This is a genomic window from Campylobacter concisus, assembly GCF_902460665.1.
Lineage (GTDB): Bacteria > Campylobacterota > Campylobacteria > Campylobacterales > Campylobacteraceae > Campylobacter_A > Campylobacter_A concisus_AL.
Genome location: NZ_CABPUR010000002.1, coordinates 277,307 through 293,087 on the forward strand (window position 1 = coordinate 277,307; position 15,781 = coordinate 293,087).

General features: G+C 38.6%; 13 protein-coding genes and 1 pseudogene. 11 read left to right on the plus strand and 3 right to left on the minus strand.

Features of this window, described 5'->3' with window-relative positions; genetic code table 11:
* The first annotated feature begins 95 nt into the window (after window positions 1–95).
* The 7 genes from F3G66_RS04720 (at window position 96) to F3G66_RS04750 (ending at window position 6,664) form a co-directional block, all read left to right on the plus strand.
* Window positions 96–1,001 (plus strand): AEC family transporter, encoded by a 906-nt coding sequence (locus tag F3G66_RS04720; RefSeq protein ID WP_103589407.1) that lies wholly within the window; start codon window positions 96–98, stop codon window positions 999–1,001.
* A 62-nt stretch (window positions 1,002–1,063) separates the two neighbouring features.
* On the plus strand, window positions 1,064–1,318 hold the full coding sequence (locus F3G66_RS04725) for a pyruvate kinase (RefSeq protein WP_054196512.1): 255 nt from the start codon (window positions 1,064–1,066) through the stop codon (window positions 1,316–1,318).
* A gap of 9 nt (window positions 1,319–1,327) precedes the next feature.
* Window positions 1,328–1,990 (plus strand): response regulator transcription factor, encoded by a 663-nt coding sequence (locus F3G66_RS04730; protein ID WP_149707312.1) that lies wholly within the window; start codon window positions 1,328–1,330, stop codon window positions 1,988–1,990.
* Window positions 1,983–3,152: a sensor histidine kinase gene (locus tag F3G66_RS04735; protein ID WP_149707313.1), complete on the plus strand. Its 1,170-nt coding sequence runs from the start codon at window positions 1,983–1,985 to the stop codon at window positions 3,150–3,152. Before F3G66_RS04730 ends, F3G66_RS04735 begins: the two co-directional genes overlap by 8 nt.
* Window positions 3,153–3,279: 127 nt before the next feature.
* Window positions 3,280–4,755, plus strand: a complete 1,476-nt coding sequence (locus F3G66_RS04740) for an aldehyde dehydrogenase family protein (protein WP_103623993.1) — start codon at window positions 3,280–3,282, stop codon at window positions 4,753–4,755.
* Between the two features lie 179 nt (window positions 4,756–4,934).
* The gene (locus F3G66_RS04745; RefSeq protein ID WP_149707314.1) at window positions 4,935–5,636 is read left to right on the plus strand and encodes a metallophosphoesterase; all 702 of its coding nucleotides are present in this window, start codon (window positions 4,935–4,937) and stop codon (window positions 5,634–5,636) included.
* A gap of 2 nt (window positions 5,637–5,638) precedes the next feature.
* On the plus strand, window positions 5,639–6,664 hold the full coding sequence (locus F3G66_RS04750; RefSeq protein ID WP_149707315.1) for a hypothetical protein: 1,026 nt from the start codon (window positions 5,639–5,641) through the stop codon (window positions 6,662–6,664).
* Between the two features lie 61 nt (window positions 6,665–6,725).
* Here F3G66_RS04750 and F3G66_RS04755 read toward each other — a convergent pair whose 3' ends face one another.
* Both F3G66_RS04755 and F3G66_RS04760 read right to left on the minus strand, forming a co-directional pair.
* On the minus strand, window positions 6,726–7,547 hold the full coding sequence (locus F3G66_RS04755; protein WP_149707316.1) for a YihY family inner membrane protein: 822 nt from the start codon (window positions 7,545–7,547) through the stop codon (window positions 6,726–6,728).
* 3 nt (window positions 7,548–7,550) lie between these two features.
* Window positions 7,551–8,273 carry a plasminogen-binding N-terminal domain-containing protein gene (locus tag F3G66_RS04760; protein ID WP_021090557.1) on the minus strand — a complete coding sequence of 241 codons (723 nt, stop codon included), beginning with the start codon at window positions 8,271–8,273 and terminating at the stop codon, window positions 7,551–7,553.
* Window positions 8,274–8,386: 113 nt separating this feature from the next.
* Between F3G66_RS04760 and F3G66_RS04765 the strand changes: the two genes are divergently transcribed.
* From F3G66_RS04765 to F3G66_RS04780, 4 genes and pseudogenes are all read left to right on the plus strand, one after another.
* The gene (locus F3G66_RS04765) at window positions 8,387–9,556 is read left to right on the plus strand and encodes a peptidoglycan DD-metalloendopeptidase family protein (protein WP_149707317.1); all 1,170 of its coding nucleotides are present in this window, start codon (window positions 8,387–8,389) and stop codon (window positions 9,554–9,556) included.
* A gap of 9 nt (window positions 9,557–9,565) precedes the next feature.
* Entirely contained in the window at window positions 9,566–10,933 is a 1,368-nt protein-coding gene (mgtE, locus tag F3G66_RS04770; RefSeq protein WP_149707318.1) for a magnesium transporter, read from the plus strand.
* Window positions 10,918–11,502: an NUDIX domain-containing protein gene (locus F3G66_RS04775; protein WP_149707319.1), complete on the plus strand. Its 585-nt coding sequence runs from the start codon at window positions 10,918–10,920 to the stop codon at window positions 11,500–11,502. Before mgtE ends, F3G66_RS04775 begins: the two co-directional genes overlap by 16 nt.
* 178 nt (window positions 11,503–11,680) lie before the next feature.
* A pseudogene (locus tag F3G66_RS04780) lies at window positions 11,681–13,786 on the plus strand (RNA degradosome polyphosphate kinase); the annotation flags it as partial.
* Window positions 13,787–13,930: 144 nt separating this feature from the next.
* On the opposite strand, the gene F3G66_RS04785 reads toward F3G66_RS04780, so the two are convergent.
* Window positions 13,931–15,739: a menaquinone biosynthesis decarboxylase gene (locus F3G66_RS04785; RefSeq protein WP_149707321.1), complete on the minus strand. Its 1,809-nt coding sequence runs from the start codon at window positions 15,737–15,739 to the stop codon at window positions 13,931–13,933.
* Between the last annotated feature and the right edge of the window lie 42 nt (window positions 15,740–15,781).

A 15,781-nucleotide genomic window follows, 5' to 3' on the forward strand; every position in this document is an offset into this window, starting at 1 on the left:
TTAAGAGCAAATTTTAAAAAAGGTTTATTGTAATTTAATCTTATGGGTCCTATAATCAATTTTCCGTAAAAATTTAGATTTATAAAGAGAATGCTATGAACTTTACTCCACTTTTTGCAATTTTTTTCATAATCGCAACTGGTTTTTTTGCTAAAAAAGTCGGCATTGTTGAGCAAAAGCACTCGATCCCATTTGTGGATTTTGTCCTTTGTTTTGCAATGCCTGCGCTAATCTTTGACAAAATTTATCACGTAAACGTCGATGTTTCGCTCATAAATACAATTTTAATTGGCTTTGGCTCAACAGCTATCAGTGCTGTCATGGCATTGGTACTTGGCAAGATCTTCAAATTTACTAAAGTAACAACTGTTAGTATGGTCATGCTAAGCCTTTTTGGTAATACCCTATTTGTCGGTATGCCTGTCATTCAAGGCTTCTTTGGCGATGCGATGGTAAATGAAGTCATCTTTTACGATCAAATAGCCACTGGCATCCCACTTTCGATCCTTGGGCCACTTATTCTCTCTTTTGCTGCACCTGAGAAGGTTTCGCTATTTCAAAATACAATGAAAATTTTAAAATTTCCACCATTTATCGCGCTTATTATGGCTCTTATCTTAAAAGAAGTCCCACTTCCAGATTTTATCTTTGCGCCACTTAGGATGTTTGAAGGCAGCGTCACTCCAGTGGCACTTTTTGCGATCGGTGTTGGTCTTAACTTTAGCAGCATCACAAGCTCATATAAAGGCGTTAGTGTCGTGCTTTTATGTAAGATGATCTTGCCAGCTATCGTATTTTTCATCATATTAAAATTTTCAGGTATCCAGATGAACAAAACTTGGGTCGTTGGTCTCTTTCAATGTGCGATGCCAACATCAGCCCTTGCAAGTGCGATGGTCATAAAAGCTGGCCTTGATAGTTCACTAGCCATCTCATCAGTGGCCATAGGCGTGCTATTTTCATTTATCACGCTTCCAGTTATATATTTTGTATTTGCGTAAATTCACACTCACTTAACACTAAAGAGATAGTATTTCATCATATTTCATTTAAAGGAGACGTTATGAAGAAATTACTACTAGTTGCACTTGGTGCTATGTTTATGCTTGGTGGTCTTGCAAATGCTACTGAAATGATGAAAAAAGATGACATGGGCAAAGACGAGATGATGAAGAAAGAGCAGATGATGAAAGATGACATGGGCAAAAAACCCATGATAAAAAAAGATGAAATGAAAAAAGACGACATGGGCATGAAAGATGAAATGAAGAAAGACGACATGGGTATGAAAAAAGACGAAATGAAAAAAGGCATGTAAAGGTGCTTAATGGTTAGAATTTTGCTCGTTGAAGATGATGAAATTTTACTTGATCTCATCAGTGAATATCTAGTCGAAAATGGCTATGAGGTCACTACTTCAGATAATGCCAAAGAAGCGCTTGATCTCGCCTACGAGCAAAATTTCGACCTGCTTATACTTGACGTCAAACTCCCACAAGGAGATGGCTTTTCACTTCTTTCTTCCTTAAGAGAGCTAGGTGTTAGCGCACCTAGCATCTTTACCACCTCGCTAAATACCATTGATGATCTTGAAAAAGGCTACAAAAGTGGCTGCGACGACTATCTAAAAAAGCCATTTGAGTTAAAAGAACTACTCATGCGTATACAAGCACTTCTAAAGAGAAATTTCTCACATCACAGTGGCGATGCGATCAAAATTTCAAGCGAATTTAGCTTTCATCCACAGAGCAAAACACTAAGTAAAGATGGTAAAAACGTAAATATCTCTAGTAAAGAGAGCGACCTACTCGCCCTATTTTTGCAAAACAAAGGCAAAATTTTAACCAAAGATGAAATTTTTAATAAAATTTGGAAATTTGACGAGGAGCCAAGCGAGCTTAGCCTTCGTGTCTATATAAAAAATTTACGCCAAATTTTAGGCAAAGATGCCATTTTAAATAGGCGTGGGGACGGCTATGTCTATGTCTGAAAAGACGCAAATTTTATTTAAAATTTTATCCCTCTATCTTGTTAGCACTGTGCTATTTTTAGGATATTTTTTCATACACGACTATAAAAACAAAAAAGAAACGCTCATTTTAAACGAGGTGAAGTCTTTAAAAGAGATAAAAATGGGCATTTACATGAAAGCTAGAATGAATGGACTTGACTCAATTTCAAGTCTAACAAAAGAAAAAGGCGTGCATGCTTGCATCGTGCTAAAAAATGGTGAGAAAATTTATAAAGACTTTGACTGTCAAAAAATCGACAAAAGCAAAAATATAAATTTGATCAGCGGCAAGGTCGCGATATTTGAAAAGATCCAATACATGGACGACAACACCACAGACGAGCTCTCACACGCAGATATTTTTCTAGTTGGCAAAGATATCAAGGCTGAAATTTTATCTTTACAAATTTCAACCACGCTAAAGGCGCTCTTTTTCTTTTTTGCCCTGCTCTTTGTCGCCTTTTACCTCGCAAAACTAAGCCTAAGACCGCTTTATGAAAAGATAGATACGCTAAACCGCTTTATAAAAGACTCAACACACGAGATAAATACACCTCTAAGCGTCATCTCGATGAGCATAGAAACAGCCGATCTTGACAACCTAAATGAGCGAAATTTAAAGCGTTTTAATAATATCAGTCTTGCCGCAAAGAGCCTAAATAACATTTATGACGCGCTCGTTCATCTAAGCTTTAACCTAGATAAGCCTAGCAAAAAAGAGATCATAGATCTAAATTTACTAACCACACAAAGACTGAACTATTTCTCGCCATTTTTTGCCAAACGCGGGCTTGAGATAGATACTAGCCTAAAGCCAAGCTTTATAAATGCAGATCTTGGGGATGTGAGCAAAATTTTAGACAACCTTCTTAGCAACGCCTCCAAATATGCAGCGCCAAATTCAAAAGTACACATCACTTTAGAGCCAAATTTCTTTAGCATAAGCAACGCCGGTCGAGGCATCAGCAAAGAGGATCAGATGAAAATTTTTGACCGCTACACGAGATTTAACGACGATCAGGGTGGCTTTGGCATAGGACTAAGTCTAGTAAAAAGCTGCTGCATAAAAAATGGTATCGAAGTAAAGTGCCAAAGCGAACTTGATGGCGAGACTACGTTTTTGCTCTCTTGGCAAAGTTAAATTTTAAAATAATCCTACTTTAAATAATAAAATTTATTAAAAAAGATAATTTATGTCCAAAATTTATTTTTGATAAATTTTATTAATATTATAATCCTTTTACAAAATCTTAATCGAGGAGAAAAGTATGAAACTACTAGAAAAATATGGGCTTTTCATAAATGGTGAGTGGCGCGACGCAAAAGACGGCGCTACACTTGATGCAAAAAATCCAGCAAACGGCGAGCACCTTGCAAAGATCGCTGATGCTACCGAAGAAGATGTAAATGACGCAGTTCGTGCTGCACGTGAGGCTTTTAAGAAATTTAAACACACTACAATTAGCGAGCGTGCAAAGCTACTAAACAAGATCGCTGATATCATCGATGAAAACAAAGAGCACTTGGCAAAAGTTGAAAGCATGGACAACGGCAAGCCGATTAGAGAGACGCTAAATGTTGATATTCCTTTTGCAGCCGAGCATTTTAGGTACTTTGCTGGCGTTATCATGGGTGAAGAAGGCAGTGCAAACGTACTTGATGAGAAGCAGCTCTCTATCGTTTTACGCGAGCCAATAGGTGTTGTGGGTCAGATCGTACCTTGGAATTTTCCATTTTTGATGGCAGCTTGGAAGCTAGCTCCAGTGATCGCAGCAGGCGATGCGAGCGTATTTAAACCTTCAAGTGAGACAAGCCTAAGCGTGCTTGAGCTATTTAGGCTGATAGATAAAATTTTGCCAAAAGGCCTTATAAATATCATAACTGGTAAAGGCAGCAAGAGCGGCGAGTGGATCAAAAACCATCCAGGCCTTGACAAGCTAGCATTTACTGGCTCAACCGAGATCGGCCGAGATATCGCCATAGCTGCGGCTCGTCGTATCATCCCAGCCACACTTGAGCTTGGCGGAAAGAGCGCAAATATCTTCTTTAGCGACGCAAATTTAGACAAAGCGCTTGATGGCCTTCAGCTTGGAATTTTGTTTAACCAAGGTCAAGTTTGCTGCGCAGGTTCAAGAATTTTCGTAGAAGAGAGCTTTTATGACAAATTTATAGAGGCTGCGGTTAAGAAATTTAGCACCATAAAAGTTGGCGATCCGCTTGATCCTAGCACTCAAATGGGCTCACAAATCAATAAAAAACAAGCTGAGCAAATTTTAAACTACATCGAGATCGGCAAAAAAGAAGGCGCAAAAGTGGCAGTCGGTGGCAAAGCCTACACTGCAAATGGTTGCGACAAGGGCGCATTTGTCGAGCCAACGTTGTTAGTTGATGTGACAAATGATATGAGAGTGGCGCAAGAAGAAATTTTTGGTCCAGTTGGTGTTGTCATTAAATTTAAAGATGAAGCCGAGCTTATCAAAATGGTAAATGATAGCGAATACGGCCTAGGTGGCGGAATTTTCACACAAGACATCACAAAGGCACTTCGTGTTGCAAGGTCTATGGAGACTGGTAGAGTCTGGATCAACACCTACAACCAAATCCCAGCAGGAAGCCCATTTGGCGGATATAAAAACTCAGGTATCGGCCGCGAAACACACAAAATCATACTTGAGCACTACACTCAAATGAAAAACATAATGATCGACCTAACCGGCAAGGTTAGCGGCTTTTACGCACAATGATTTTAGGGAGCTTAGGCTCCCTTCTACTTTAAATTCCTTAAATTTTAAATATCTTTTACTAGGTTTTAACTTTAATATATCGCTAGCATTACGCCAATATAGTACAACTATACAAAAGTGTTTTCTTAACACTACATTTTTAAGCTTAATAGACTAAAATTTGGCACAAAGGAGAAAAATTGAGCGAGCAAATTTATATCATAGGCGATGTGCACGGCTGTTTTAACACGCTTTTAGAGCTTATCAAGCAGTTTCCAGACAAAGAAAAATCACAAATTTGCTTTGTCGGAGATGTGATAGATCGGGGGCTTTTTAGTTGCGATGTAGTCGAGCTTATCATACAAAATAACTATAAAATGGTAATGGGAAATCATGAGCGCAGGCTGCTAAGTAATAAACTTGAATTTCTAAACAACAAAGTGCCATTTGACAGGAGCTGGTTCTTTGGAAACGGCGGAGAAGAGACATATAGATCATACCTTGGACAAAGTGTGAAGTTTAAGCAAAGGCATGTGGATTTTTTAGAAACAAGGCCAGTTTATCTGGAGTTTAAAGAGTGTAAAAACCAAAATGGCGAGCATTTGGTCGTTTCGCACTCGGCTGTTGGCAAATTTTGGACTTTAAGAGATGATGATAGCTCAAGAGATGAGTTTAGAAGGCATGTACTATCAGGCAGAGGCGATATGATACAAGTTGAAGGCATATTTAATGTCTACGGACATACGCCAGTGCGCGAGGCTAAGCTCTATACAAATAGCGCAAATATCGATACGGGATGTGTTTTTAATGAAGAAGGATATGATAAACTAAGTGCCTTAGAATTTCCATCGATGAAAATTTATACGCAAAAAAATGTTGAAAATTTTAATAAACAAGGATAAAAATGTGGTTTTCTAAAAAGAGCTCTAGCTTTGCAAGCAGAGTTGATAAATTTTGGAGCGAGTTTGGCAAAAATTTAGACGCCATCAAACAAAATTTAGAAGATAAAAATTTTGAAGCTGCAAGCAAAATGACCGAAGAGGCACTAAATTTATGTTTGGTTGATCCAACTTTTATGATAGGGCTTATTGATGGAAAGATCGATCTAGTACTCACTCCAGAAGGACTCAAACATAGGCTTTTGTGGCTTAAATTTATAAAGTCGCGCATGCCAAAAGAGTATGAAGCAAAGCTTACTTGTACACTTGGCAAGCCACGTGCACCGCGAAACGTCGCTACTATACAGATGTATGGCGTAAGCGTTGATGCAAATGAGGTCATGGTCTATGCAAATTTCAACGACAAAAGCGTAGATATGTACCTATATAACGAGACTCTAAGCAAACTTAAAAGCGAAGATGAAAATAAGGCATATACATTATCGCTCATACTTTGTGACAACGTAGTTGGTGAGATGATCATGATAAATATGCTTGGAGAGTTTGAGATAATAGATAAGCCAAGAGAAAAAGGCATACCACTGATCGACTTTGCCGATCTTATAGATGAAAAATTTGGTAAAGAAGCCTCAAAGGAGCCGCTTAAGAATTTTATGGTCTACGAGCTAGAGCCTCGTTCAAACAAGCTACGTGACGACGTTTTCACAGGATTTACATCTCTTAGCGAGCTACTAAACGAATACTACGACGGCGCAAGCGATACTTATAACGAAGCTTTTGAGCTTGGCATAAATTTTTGCTTTTTAGCCATATCTCACGGTGGCGACATACAGTTTGGCGTTGATAGCAAAAATAAAATTTCAGATACGCTACAAGAGAGTGAAATTTGCGAGATCATAGGTGAAGCAAATGGCGAGATGCGATCTTACATAGATCTTATCTGCTTTGACAAAGATGAGCTGGCCAAGACTGCTAGCAAATTTAGTAAAGAGCTTGGTATAAAGATAGAAATTTGCGAGTTTAAACGCTGATTTTACATAAGATTTTACATAAAATAATATAAATCACGCTAGCTGGTGTGAACTATTAAATTTATCTTTTAAATTTTGAGCTGTTTGAGAGATAAGCGCAAAGCTTTAGTCCATATAAAAAGATGATCCACGAGATGTAGATCCAGACAAAGAAGAAAAGCACTGCTGAAAACGAGCCATAAACGCTTAGATAGGTTTTATTATAAAGGACATAATAGACAAAGGCCGACTTGCCAATATACCAAACGAGCGAAGCGGCAAATGAGCTAAAAAATGCACTTTTAAACTTTATCTCGTCATTTACTGAGATGAGATATGTGATGCAAAATATCGCCCAAATGATGAGATATGGGAATATGCTCAAAAAATTTATCGAGTTTGTGATCACGTTTGAGTTTAGCATCTCTTGAATGAGGCTTGAAAGATAAAAACTACCAGCAAGACCAAGTGGCGCGAGCGTGATAAGAGTCCAATACGAGCTAAGTGCTGACCAAAATCCTCTAGCCTTACTTGCACGTGTCACTTTTAAAACTACATATTCATAGTCGCTAAAAAACATGGCTGATGTAAATATCATCGCTACAAAGCCAACTAAGCCTAAATTTCCGCTATTTTGTAAGAAATTTTGCAAATAGTTTGAGATGATCTCTTGATTACTTGGCAAAAGAGCCGAGAAGATAAAGTCTTGAATTTTGGCGTAATAGTCCTCAAAACTAGGCAGTTTTGTAAAGATAGAAAACGATATAAGAAGTATCGGAATGATCGATAAAATCGTATGGAAACTAAGGCTTGAAGCGTAGTAAAAGAGCTCTTTGTCCTTAAGCGTTGGGAGTAAATTTAAAAACTCTTTTAAGCTTTGCTTACTTAAGGACAAACGGCTCATTTATCAGTTATCTTCTTCAAAAAGTTTTTCGTAGTGAGCGTCGTAGTTGTTGATGTGCTCGCTATTTAGCTTCCAAAAGACGGTGTCTATGTCGCTAACTCTTGTATAAAATGGTAGCTGATAGTACTCAACCTCGCCACTTTTAAATTCTTTTAGTACTTTAAAGCTTTGGCAATCAGCAAAAACGCTTCTGCCATCCATCGCTACGAAAATTAGACCAGCTGCACTTTGAGCACACATTTTTCTAAAGTCATCTCTGCTTGGATTTGGCTTGTATTCGTAGCTTAGATACGCTCCTATAATATCTGGGTGGATAAATATCATATTTGGAAACGCAGATGTAATCTCTTCGTAAATTTCTTTATTTGGTACGATGATTAATGAGCGGTTATAAAGATAGTTTAGCACGACCATATCGCCATTTGCAGGTGCTATGCCTGGAAGTGGGAGCGCCTTTTGCTCAAGCAGATCAAACACCTCAAATCTAATCTTAGCAAAGCCAGAATTTTTTGAGATAACACTAACTCTTGCGATGATAGAGCTATCAGTATCAAATTTATGAAGTACGACACCACTTGAGCCGATTAAAATTTCTGGACTATCAACTATCGTCGCTGTGCCATCACTATCGACGCTAATTATAGGAGTTCTATACTCATTTAAAGAAAAATCAGCCCCAAAAGCAAAGCCAAAAACTAGCGATAAAATCACAAATATACGTTTCAAAAATATCTCCTAAGTTTAAATTTTTAGAGCGATTATAGCCTAAAATGCTTTATCTTTTGCAAAATTAAAGCAAGTTTTAGTTAAAATCCCACCAGCTTTTTAAAAGGACATTAATGCCTCGTATTTTTATAATTTTTGCAATATTATCTATAAATTTATACGCTATAAAGCCAAGCATCGATGAGCTTAGCTGGCCAAATGGAAGTAACTTCTTAAATTTCTTAGAGACAAACAAAATCCCACTTTCACTTTACTATAACTTAGCAACCGAAGATCAAGAACTAACAGAAGAGATCATCGCTGGCACAAAGTATCAAATTTACAAAGACGACAACGGCAACACCAAACAAGTACTAATCCCTGTTAGTGACGAGCTTCAAATGCATATTTTTAGAGATGACAATGATAAATTTAAACTCGAATTTCTTCCCATCTCTTATCAAAGCGAGGATAAATTTTTAGCCTTAAAGGTGGACAAATCAGTCTCTGAGGACATTTTTGACTATACTGGCTCTGGCACGCTAGCTCTTGGCTTTAAAGAAATTTTTAAAGGAAGTGGCATTGATTTTAAAAAGATAAACAAAGGCGATACGATCGCTATCGTTTATAATCAAAAAATACGCATGGGCCGCTCTTTTGGCACTCCAGAAATCTATGCTGCGATGATAGAAACGAAAAATAAACGATATGTTATGTATAAATTTGAAGATAAATTTTATGATAAAAATGGTAAGAAAAATGATAAATTTTTACTAGTCCGCCCTCTTGCAAACGCCAGAATCACATCAGCTTTTACTCTAAAAAGATGGCACCCTATTCTCCAAAGATATAGAGCGCACCTTGGCGTTGACTACGGTGCTCCAAAAGGCACACCAATCAAAGCCGCAGGCGATGGTACGGTTAAATTTGTCGGACAAAAAAGCGGATATGGCAGAACCGTCATCATCTCTCACGCTGGTGGCTACGAAACGCTTTATGCTCACCTAAATGGCTTTGCTAAAGGCATAAAAGGCGGACTAAAAGTTAAGCAAGGTACGCTCATAGCCTACGTTGGTACAAGCGGTATGAGCACAGGGCCACACCTTCATTTTGGTCTTTATAGGGACAATAAACCTATCAATCCAGAAAGTGCAATAAAGGTCGTTAAAAGCCTAGAGGATAAGAAAGAATCAGCTAAATTTAAGGCAGTTGTTAGCAAAAATGACGAGTTAATAAAAAATGCTTTAAGCAATGAAAAAGAGTATCACAAAGTGGAATTTTTCCCTAATGTAATAGAATTTTAAAGGTAAAACTTGAGCCAAGAACTAGAAGAAGCAAAAGAGCTGATAGATCAGCATTTAGATGAAAATTTAGAAGATAACGAACTCTCGCCTTACGAGCTAGCCCAGCACCTAAAAACACTTAAAAAGCACGACGAAGAGCTTTTTGCTCACTATCTTGAAAAGCTAGATCCTGAAATTTTAGGCGATGTTGCTATCGAGCTACCTGATCACATGCTAAAAGATGTGATCGAACAACTTCCAGCCGAAAAGATCGTAGAAGCACTTGAAGAGCTAGAGAGCGATGATGCGACTGACTTGCTTCAATACATCGAGGATATCGATGAGGATAAAGCTAGAGAGCTTTTTAACGAGCTTGATAGAGAAAACCAAAATGAAATTTTAAGACTTAGAAGCTACGAAGAAGATAGAGCCGGTGCTCACATGCAAACAGAGCTTTTTTCGGCTCACCTTGAAGAAAAGCTTGGCAATGCAGTAGCAAGACTTAGACGAGAAAAGCAAGAAGGCAAGCTAGAAAATATCTCGCAGCTTTTTATTATCGATAAAAATGGCGTTTTACAATACGCTATCCCGCTTGAAGATCTTATACTTTTTGATTTTACAAAGACACTAAAGCAAAATATCGAGTCAGCGCAGATTGATCACTACAAGCCACATGTTGCAAATGATATGGACCTTATGCAAAATGTCGCTGATATGTTTCAAGAGTACGATCTAAACGTTATTGCAGTTACTAGTAGCACTGGAATTTTGCTTGGTCGTATCACTTCTGATGACATCCACGACTACATTCAAGAGAGTGCAACTGAGCAAATTTATAACCTGGCCGGCGTTGATGACGAGTCAGAAGAGGACGATACGCTTTTTAAGGCTGGTCGTGGTCGTGCGGTTTGGCTTGGTGTAAATTTACTAACAGCTCTTTTTAGCTCATCTATAATCGGGCTTTTTGACGAGACAATCGCAGCCTACGTCGCTCTTGCTGTTTTAATGCCAATAGTTGCATCAATGGGTGGAAATACCGGCACACAAGCGCTTGCCGTTACGGTTCGCCGTCTAGCACTTGGTGAGATCGAGTTTAAAGATGCCAAAAATGTTCTAAAACGTGAGGTTAGTATTTCACTCATAAATGGACTAATCTTTGGTGTGGTAATGGGCATAATCGCCTCTGTTTGGTTTGACAAAGGTATGCTTGGCGTTGTTATTGGGCTTAGCATGGTTACGAATTTATTCTTTGCTGGCTTTTTTGGCACGATCATACCTTTGACGCTAAAGCGCTTTAACATAGATCCTGCAGTCGGCTCAGCCGTCATTCTTACTACTTTTACTGATGCGATAGGATTTTTTAGCTTTTTAGGACTTGCAAAATGGATACTACTATAACTAATTTAAAAATTCTGCCTCTTGGCGAGTCAAAATATCTAAAACCATTTAAGATGAAATTTATACAAAATGGCATCCAAAGAGACTGGGACTGCGTAAAAGTGATGAATAGCGTTAGTATTTTTTTATATCACGAGCAAAAAGATGCCTTTTTGTTTGTAAAGCAGTTTCGCCCAGCTGTTTGGTACTCGCAGGAAAAAGAAGGCATCAAAACAAATGAGCAAGGCTTTACTTACGAGCTTTGCGCAGGGCTTATGGATAAAGGGCTTAGCGAAGAGCAAACAGCTAGAGAAGAGGCGGTCGAAGAAGTGGGCTATAAGCTAAAAGAGATAGAGCGTATCACTATGACATACGGTGCTTTTGGCTTTGGAGGCAACACACAAACTATGTTTTACGCAAAGATCGATGAGAGTATGAAAGTAAATTCTGGCGGTGGTATCGATGGCGAAGATATCGAGCTTGTTTTCATAAAACGAGAAGATATGATGAAATTTGCCTTCGACGAGAGCAAAGTCAAGGGTTTTGGGCTCATCTTTGCTTATTTGTGGTGGGAGAAATTTAAAAGCTAAAACGATATCTTTTTAATAAGCGCAAAAACAACGACTGCCACTAAAAAGATACCAACTAATATCACATAATCAGACATAACAAGCCTTTAAATTTAAGTTTTGGCTTATTGTAACCAAAATTTTAAATAAAGTAAGAACTTTATAACCGCACATATCGTAAAATAACTCAAAAACGCACAAGGAGAAGATGATGAGCGAAAATGAAACTCTTTTTATAAACCGAGAATTAAGCTGGCTACGCTTTAATTCAAGGGTACTCGCTCAGTGTGAAAAGAAAATTCCTTTACTTGAAAAGCTAAAATTTATAGCCATTTATATGACAAATCTAGACGAGTTTTATATGATCAGAGTCGCTGGCTTAAAGCAGCTCTTTGCAGCTGGAGCTACTACAAGCAGTGGCGATGGCATGAGCCCACTTGATCAGCTAAGAGAGATTAGAAAATATCTACAAAATGAGCAAAATTTAGTAGAAGATCACTATAAAAAAACAGTAAATGCTCTTAGCAAAGAGGGGCTTTTTATAAAAAATTATGACGAGCTTGATGATAGCTTGAAGCAAAAGTGCGACGAATACTTTTTCTCAAATATCTTGCCAGTTATCGTGCCTATCGCTGTCGATGCGACTCATCCATTTCCGCACCTAAACAACCTTAGCTTCTCTCTTGCAGTTAAGCTTGCTGATATTGAGCATCCAGAAATTTTAAAATACGGCATGATAAGAATTTCAAGAGTCTTGCCACGTTTTACACAGCCAAGTAGCAATGTTTTTGTGCCGATTGAAACGATCGTACATCGCCACGCAGAAGAAATTTTTCCAGGGTATAAACTACTTAGCTCGGCTGCTTTTAGAGTGACAAGAAACGCTGATATCGTCATCGAAGAAGAAGAAGCGGATGATTTTATGATGATACTTGAGCAAGGACTAAAGCTTCGCAGAAAAGGGGCTTTTGTTCGTATGCAAATCGATAAAAACGTAGACGCTGATATCTTGGAATTCTTAAATTTTCATATGAAAATTTTTCATAAAGATGTCTATTTTTCAAGTATTCCGCTCACTCTTAGCTCGCTTTGGGAGATAGCTGGAAGCAAAAATTTTACCCACCTAGCAAATGCGCCTTACGTTCCAAAGACACTACCACCATTTGGCAATGGCATCTCGGTGTTTGATGCCATAGATAAAGAAGACGTGCTCTTAGTGCATCCATTTGAGAGTTTTGATCCAGTTGTAAGCTTTATCAAAGAAGCCAGCAAAGATCCAAAAGTAATATCTATTCGAATGACACTTTATAGAGTCGATAAAAGTTCGCCAATAATTCAAAGTCTAATAGACGCCGCAAGTGACGGCAAGCAAGTAACTGTGATGGTTGAGCTAAAAGCAAGGTTTGATGAAGAAAATAACCTACACTGGGCAAAGGCACTTGAAGACGCAGGCGCGCACGTGATATACGGCATCACAGGCTTTAAGGTGCATGCAAAAGTTAGCCAGGTCATTCGCCAAATCGGCGATAAACTCAAATTTTACATGCACTTTGGTACTGGCAACTACAACGGCAGTTCAGCTAAAATTTATACTGACGTTAGTCTATTTACGAGCAAAGAAGAATTTAGCCAAGATACGACTTCGTTTTTTCACATCCTCTCAGGATATAATAAAAATCGCCGTCTAAACGCTCTTAGCATGTCGCCCTTTCAGATAAAAGAGCGCATTATCGAAAAGATAAGAGTAGAGGCAAGCAAAGGAAGCGAGGGCAGGATCATTGCCAAAATGAATGCGCTAATCGACGAAGATGTGATAAATGAGCTTAGCCGTGCATCAAACGCAGGCGTGAAGATCGATCTTATAGTTCGTGGTGTGTGCGGACTAAGGCCTGGTATAAAAGGTAAAAGTGAAAACATAAAAGTTCGCTCGATCATTGGCAAATACTTAGAGCACGCTAGAATTTTATATTTTAAACATGCTCAGCCAAAAATTTACATCTCAAGTGCTGACTGGATGCCGCGAAATCTAGAGCGTCGCTTAGAGCTTATGACTCCTATTTTTGAGCCAAGACTTCAAGAGAGACTACTTGAAATTTTAGAGCTTCAGCTAAGCGATAACGACCTAGCTTTTGAGCTACAAAATAGCGGCGAATACGTAAAAGTTGCAAGAAGTGAAAATGAAAAAATAATATCTTGCCACGAAGTTTTGGAAAATTATATATCTAAAATTTATAAATCCGTAAAAAAAGATACAGATAAAGCAAAAGCCGATATGCTCGCAAGCAAGCTCTTAAAAGAGAGCTAAAAATAAATTAAGCTTTTAGACCCAGTCTAAAAGCTATTTTTAAATTAGCATAAAAACACTAGCATTTGATTAAGCAAGTCTTATTAAAAATTTCAAATCCGCAGCAAAAAGCAAAATTTATAAATTTACTTGAGCCCCTCAAAGCTAGCCAAATATTTCAAATTTTTTAAACAACTCTGGCTCATCTTTTACGATACCGCGCTTAATTAGATCAGCAACTACTTCGCGGTCACAATCCGTTTGTAACGGCCAACCACGCGTATATCCCTCTAGCTCGTCCTTGCTCGTCGCATCCACGCAGAAATTTTCACCATCTATGAAAATATCACGTAAAGCATCGATATTATTTGTCACACGCCAAAGTAGCATATATGGGTTTTCAAGGTGATTTTGCATATCCACAACGATAAGGAGTTTGAAAAAATCTCTAAATGTCAAAAGCTTGTCAAAAAGCTCTTTTACCACACAATCTTTTTCAAATTTCACCAGACAAATAGGCGTTTTTGTATCCGTTTTAAACTGCTTAAGTTCTTTTACATTTGGCGCTATACTTTGAAACTTAGCCAAAAGCTCACTGTCGCTTAAAACCATAGGGCTAAATTTACAAAAGTCTTGCGTCGCATCTACGCCGAGTTTACCTCCAAAACACGAGTTTGGGCTGGCGTGATCGAGCTGGTCGCACACACCTTGGCTTATTAGCACACTCTGACTACCAAAACGATTTAGAACAAAGCTAGTAAATTCATCATAATCTTTAAGTTCAGGCGCATCGGCTCCAACAAAAATGGCATGTTTTACAAAACTCATCTGCCCAACGCCCCAAAATGCGTGCATAGCCTGCTTTGCATGAGCTGGATAGAGCGTATTTATCTTGGCTAAGATTAGGTTGTGAAAGACGCCATTTTCAGGCATATTGTAGTCCAGTAGTTCAGGCACGGTCGTTCGCAAAAGTGGCAAAAAAATCCGCTCAGTCGCCCAGCCCATATATTTATCCTCAAGTGGCGGCTTTCCAACCACAGTCGCATGAAATACTGGCTCACGCTTGCTAGTTATCGCCGTTACATCCATCACTGGGAAAGGCTCGATAGGCGTATAAAAGCCAGTGTGATCGCCAAATGGCCCTTCAAGCTCGCACTTAGCCGTATCCACGAAACCTTCTATCACGTAGTCCGCATCGTGCGGAACGTAAATTTCATTCGTTAAGGATTTTACAAGTTTGGCTGGCTCTTTACGGATAAAGCCATAAAGCAAAAGTTCAAAAACTCCCTTTGGAAGCGGCGCTTGTCCGCACCAAATATAAAGCGGATCGCCGCCAATGGCTACAGAGACTGGCATTTTTTTGCCTGCACGCTTGTACTCGTGAAAGAAATTTGCACCGTCTTTGTGGATCTGCCAGTGCATGCCAAGGCGATTTTTATCATAAATTTGTAGGCGGTACATGCCTAAATTTTGCAAATTTCCATCCAAGCTTTGCGTATAAACCTGGCCCATAGTGATAAAAGCACCTCCGTCATGCGGCCATGTCTTTAGTGCTGGAAGCGATAGCAAATCAGCATCCTCACCTATAAATTTCACCTGCTGGCACTCACCCTCACCTTTTAATCTCTTAGTAAAAATTTTTCTCATGCTAAAAAGATAGGCTAAAAAATCAAGCTTTTCTTTAAAATTTTCAGGTTTTTTGGGCTTTAAAAGCTTTTCTATCTCGGCTGCAATCTCATCAGGATTTAGCCCAAATATAAGCTCAAGTGCGCGTTTTGAGCCATAGATATTTGTAAGCACAGGGGCAAATTTACGCCCAGTTTTTTTACAGACTGGGTTTGTAAAAAGTAGCGCTTGCGAACCCTCACGCTTAACCTCGATATAGCTTGCGTGTGCGATCTCAAGATCAATATCTGTTGGCTCATCGATAACACGAAGCAGATTATTTTCTTTTAAAAGCTTGATGTAGTCCATATTTCGCCTTTTTGATTTTTGGGCGATTTTAGCCAAAAATAG

What these genes read in the sequence shown, in the direction of transcription:
- F3G66_RS04765 (WP_149707317.1), top strand. Translation starts at nt 8,387, where the DNA reads ATGCCTCGTATTTTTATAATTTTTGCAATATTATCTATAAATTTATAC.
- F3G66_RS04725 (WP_054196512.1), top strand. Translation starts at nt 1,064, where the DNA reads ATGAAGAAATTACTACTAGTTGCACTTGGTGCTATGTTTATGCTTGGT.
- F3G66_RS04720 (WP_103589407.1), top strand. Translation starts at nt 96, where the DNA reads ATGAACTTTACTCCACTTTTTGCAATTTTTTTCATAATCGCAACTGGT.
- F3G66_RS04775 (WP_149707319.1), top strand. Translation starts at nt 10,918, where the DNA reads ATGGATACTACTATAACTAATTTAAAAATTCTGCCTCTTGGCGAGTCA.
- F3G66_RS04740 (WP_103623993.1), top strand. Translation starts at nt 3,280, where the DNA reads ATGAAACTACTAGAAAAATATGGGCTTTTCATAAATGGTGAGTGGCGC.
- F3G66_RS04730 (WP_149707312.1), top strand. Translation starts at nt 1,328, where the DNA reads ATGGTTAGAATTTTGCTCGTTGAAGATGATGAAATTTTACTTGATCTC.
- F3G66_RS04750 (WP_149707315.1), top strand. Translation starts at nt 5,639, where the DNA reads ATGTGGTTTTCTAAAAAGAGCTCTAGCTTTGCAAGCAGAGTTGATAAA.
- F3G66_RS04785 (WP_149707321.1), bottom strand. Translation starts at nt 15,739, where the DNA reads ATGGACTACATCAAGCTTTTAAAAGAAAATAATCTGCTTCGTGTTATC.
- F3G66_RS04755 (WP_149707316.1), bottom strand. Translation starts at nt 7,547, where the DNA reads ATGAGCCGTTTGTCCTTAAGTAAGCAAAGCTTAAAAGAGTTTTTAAAT.
- F3G66_RS04735 (WP_149707313.1), top strand. Translation starts at nt 1,983, where the DNA reads ATGTCTGAAAAGACGCAAATTTTATTTAAAATTTTATCCCTCTATCTT.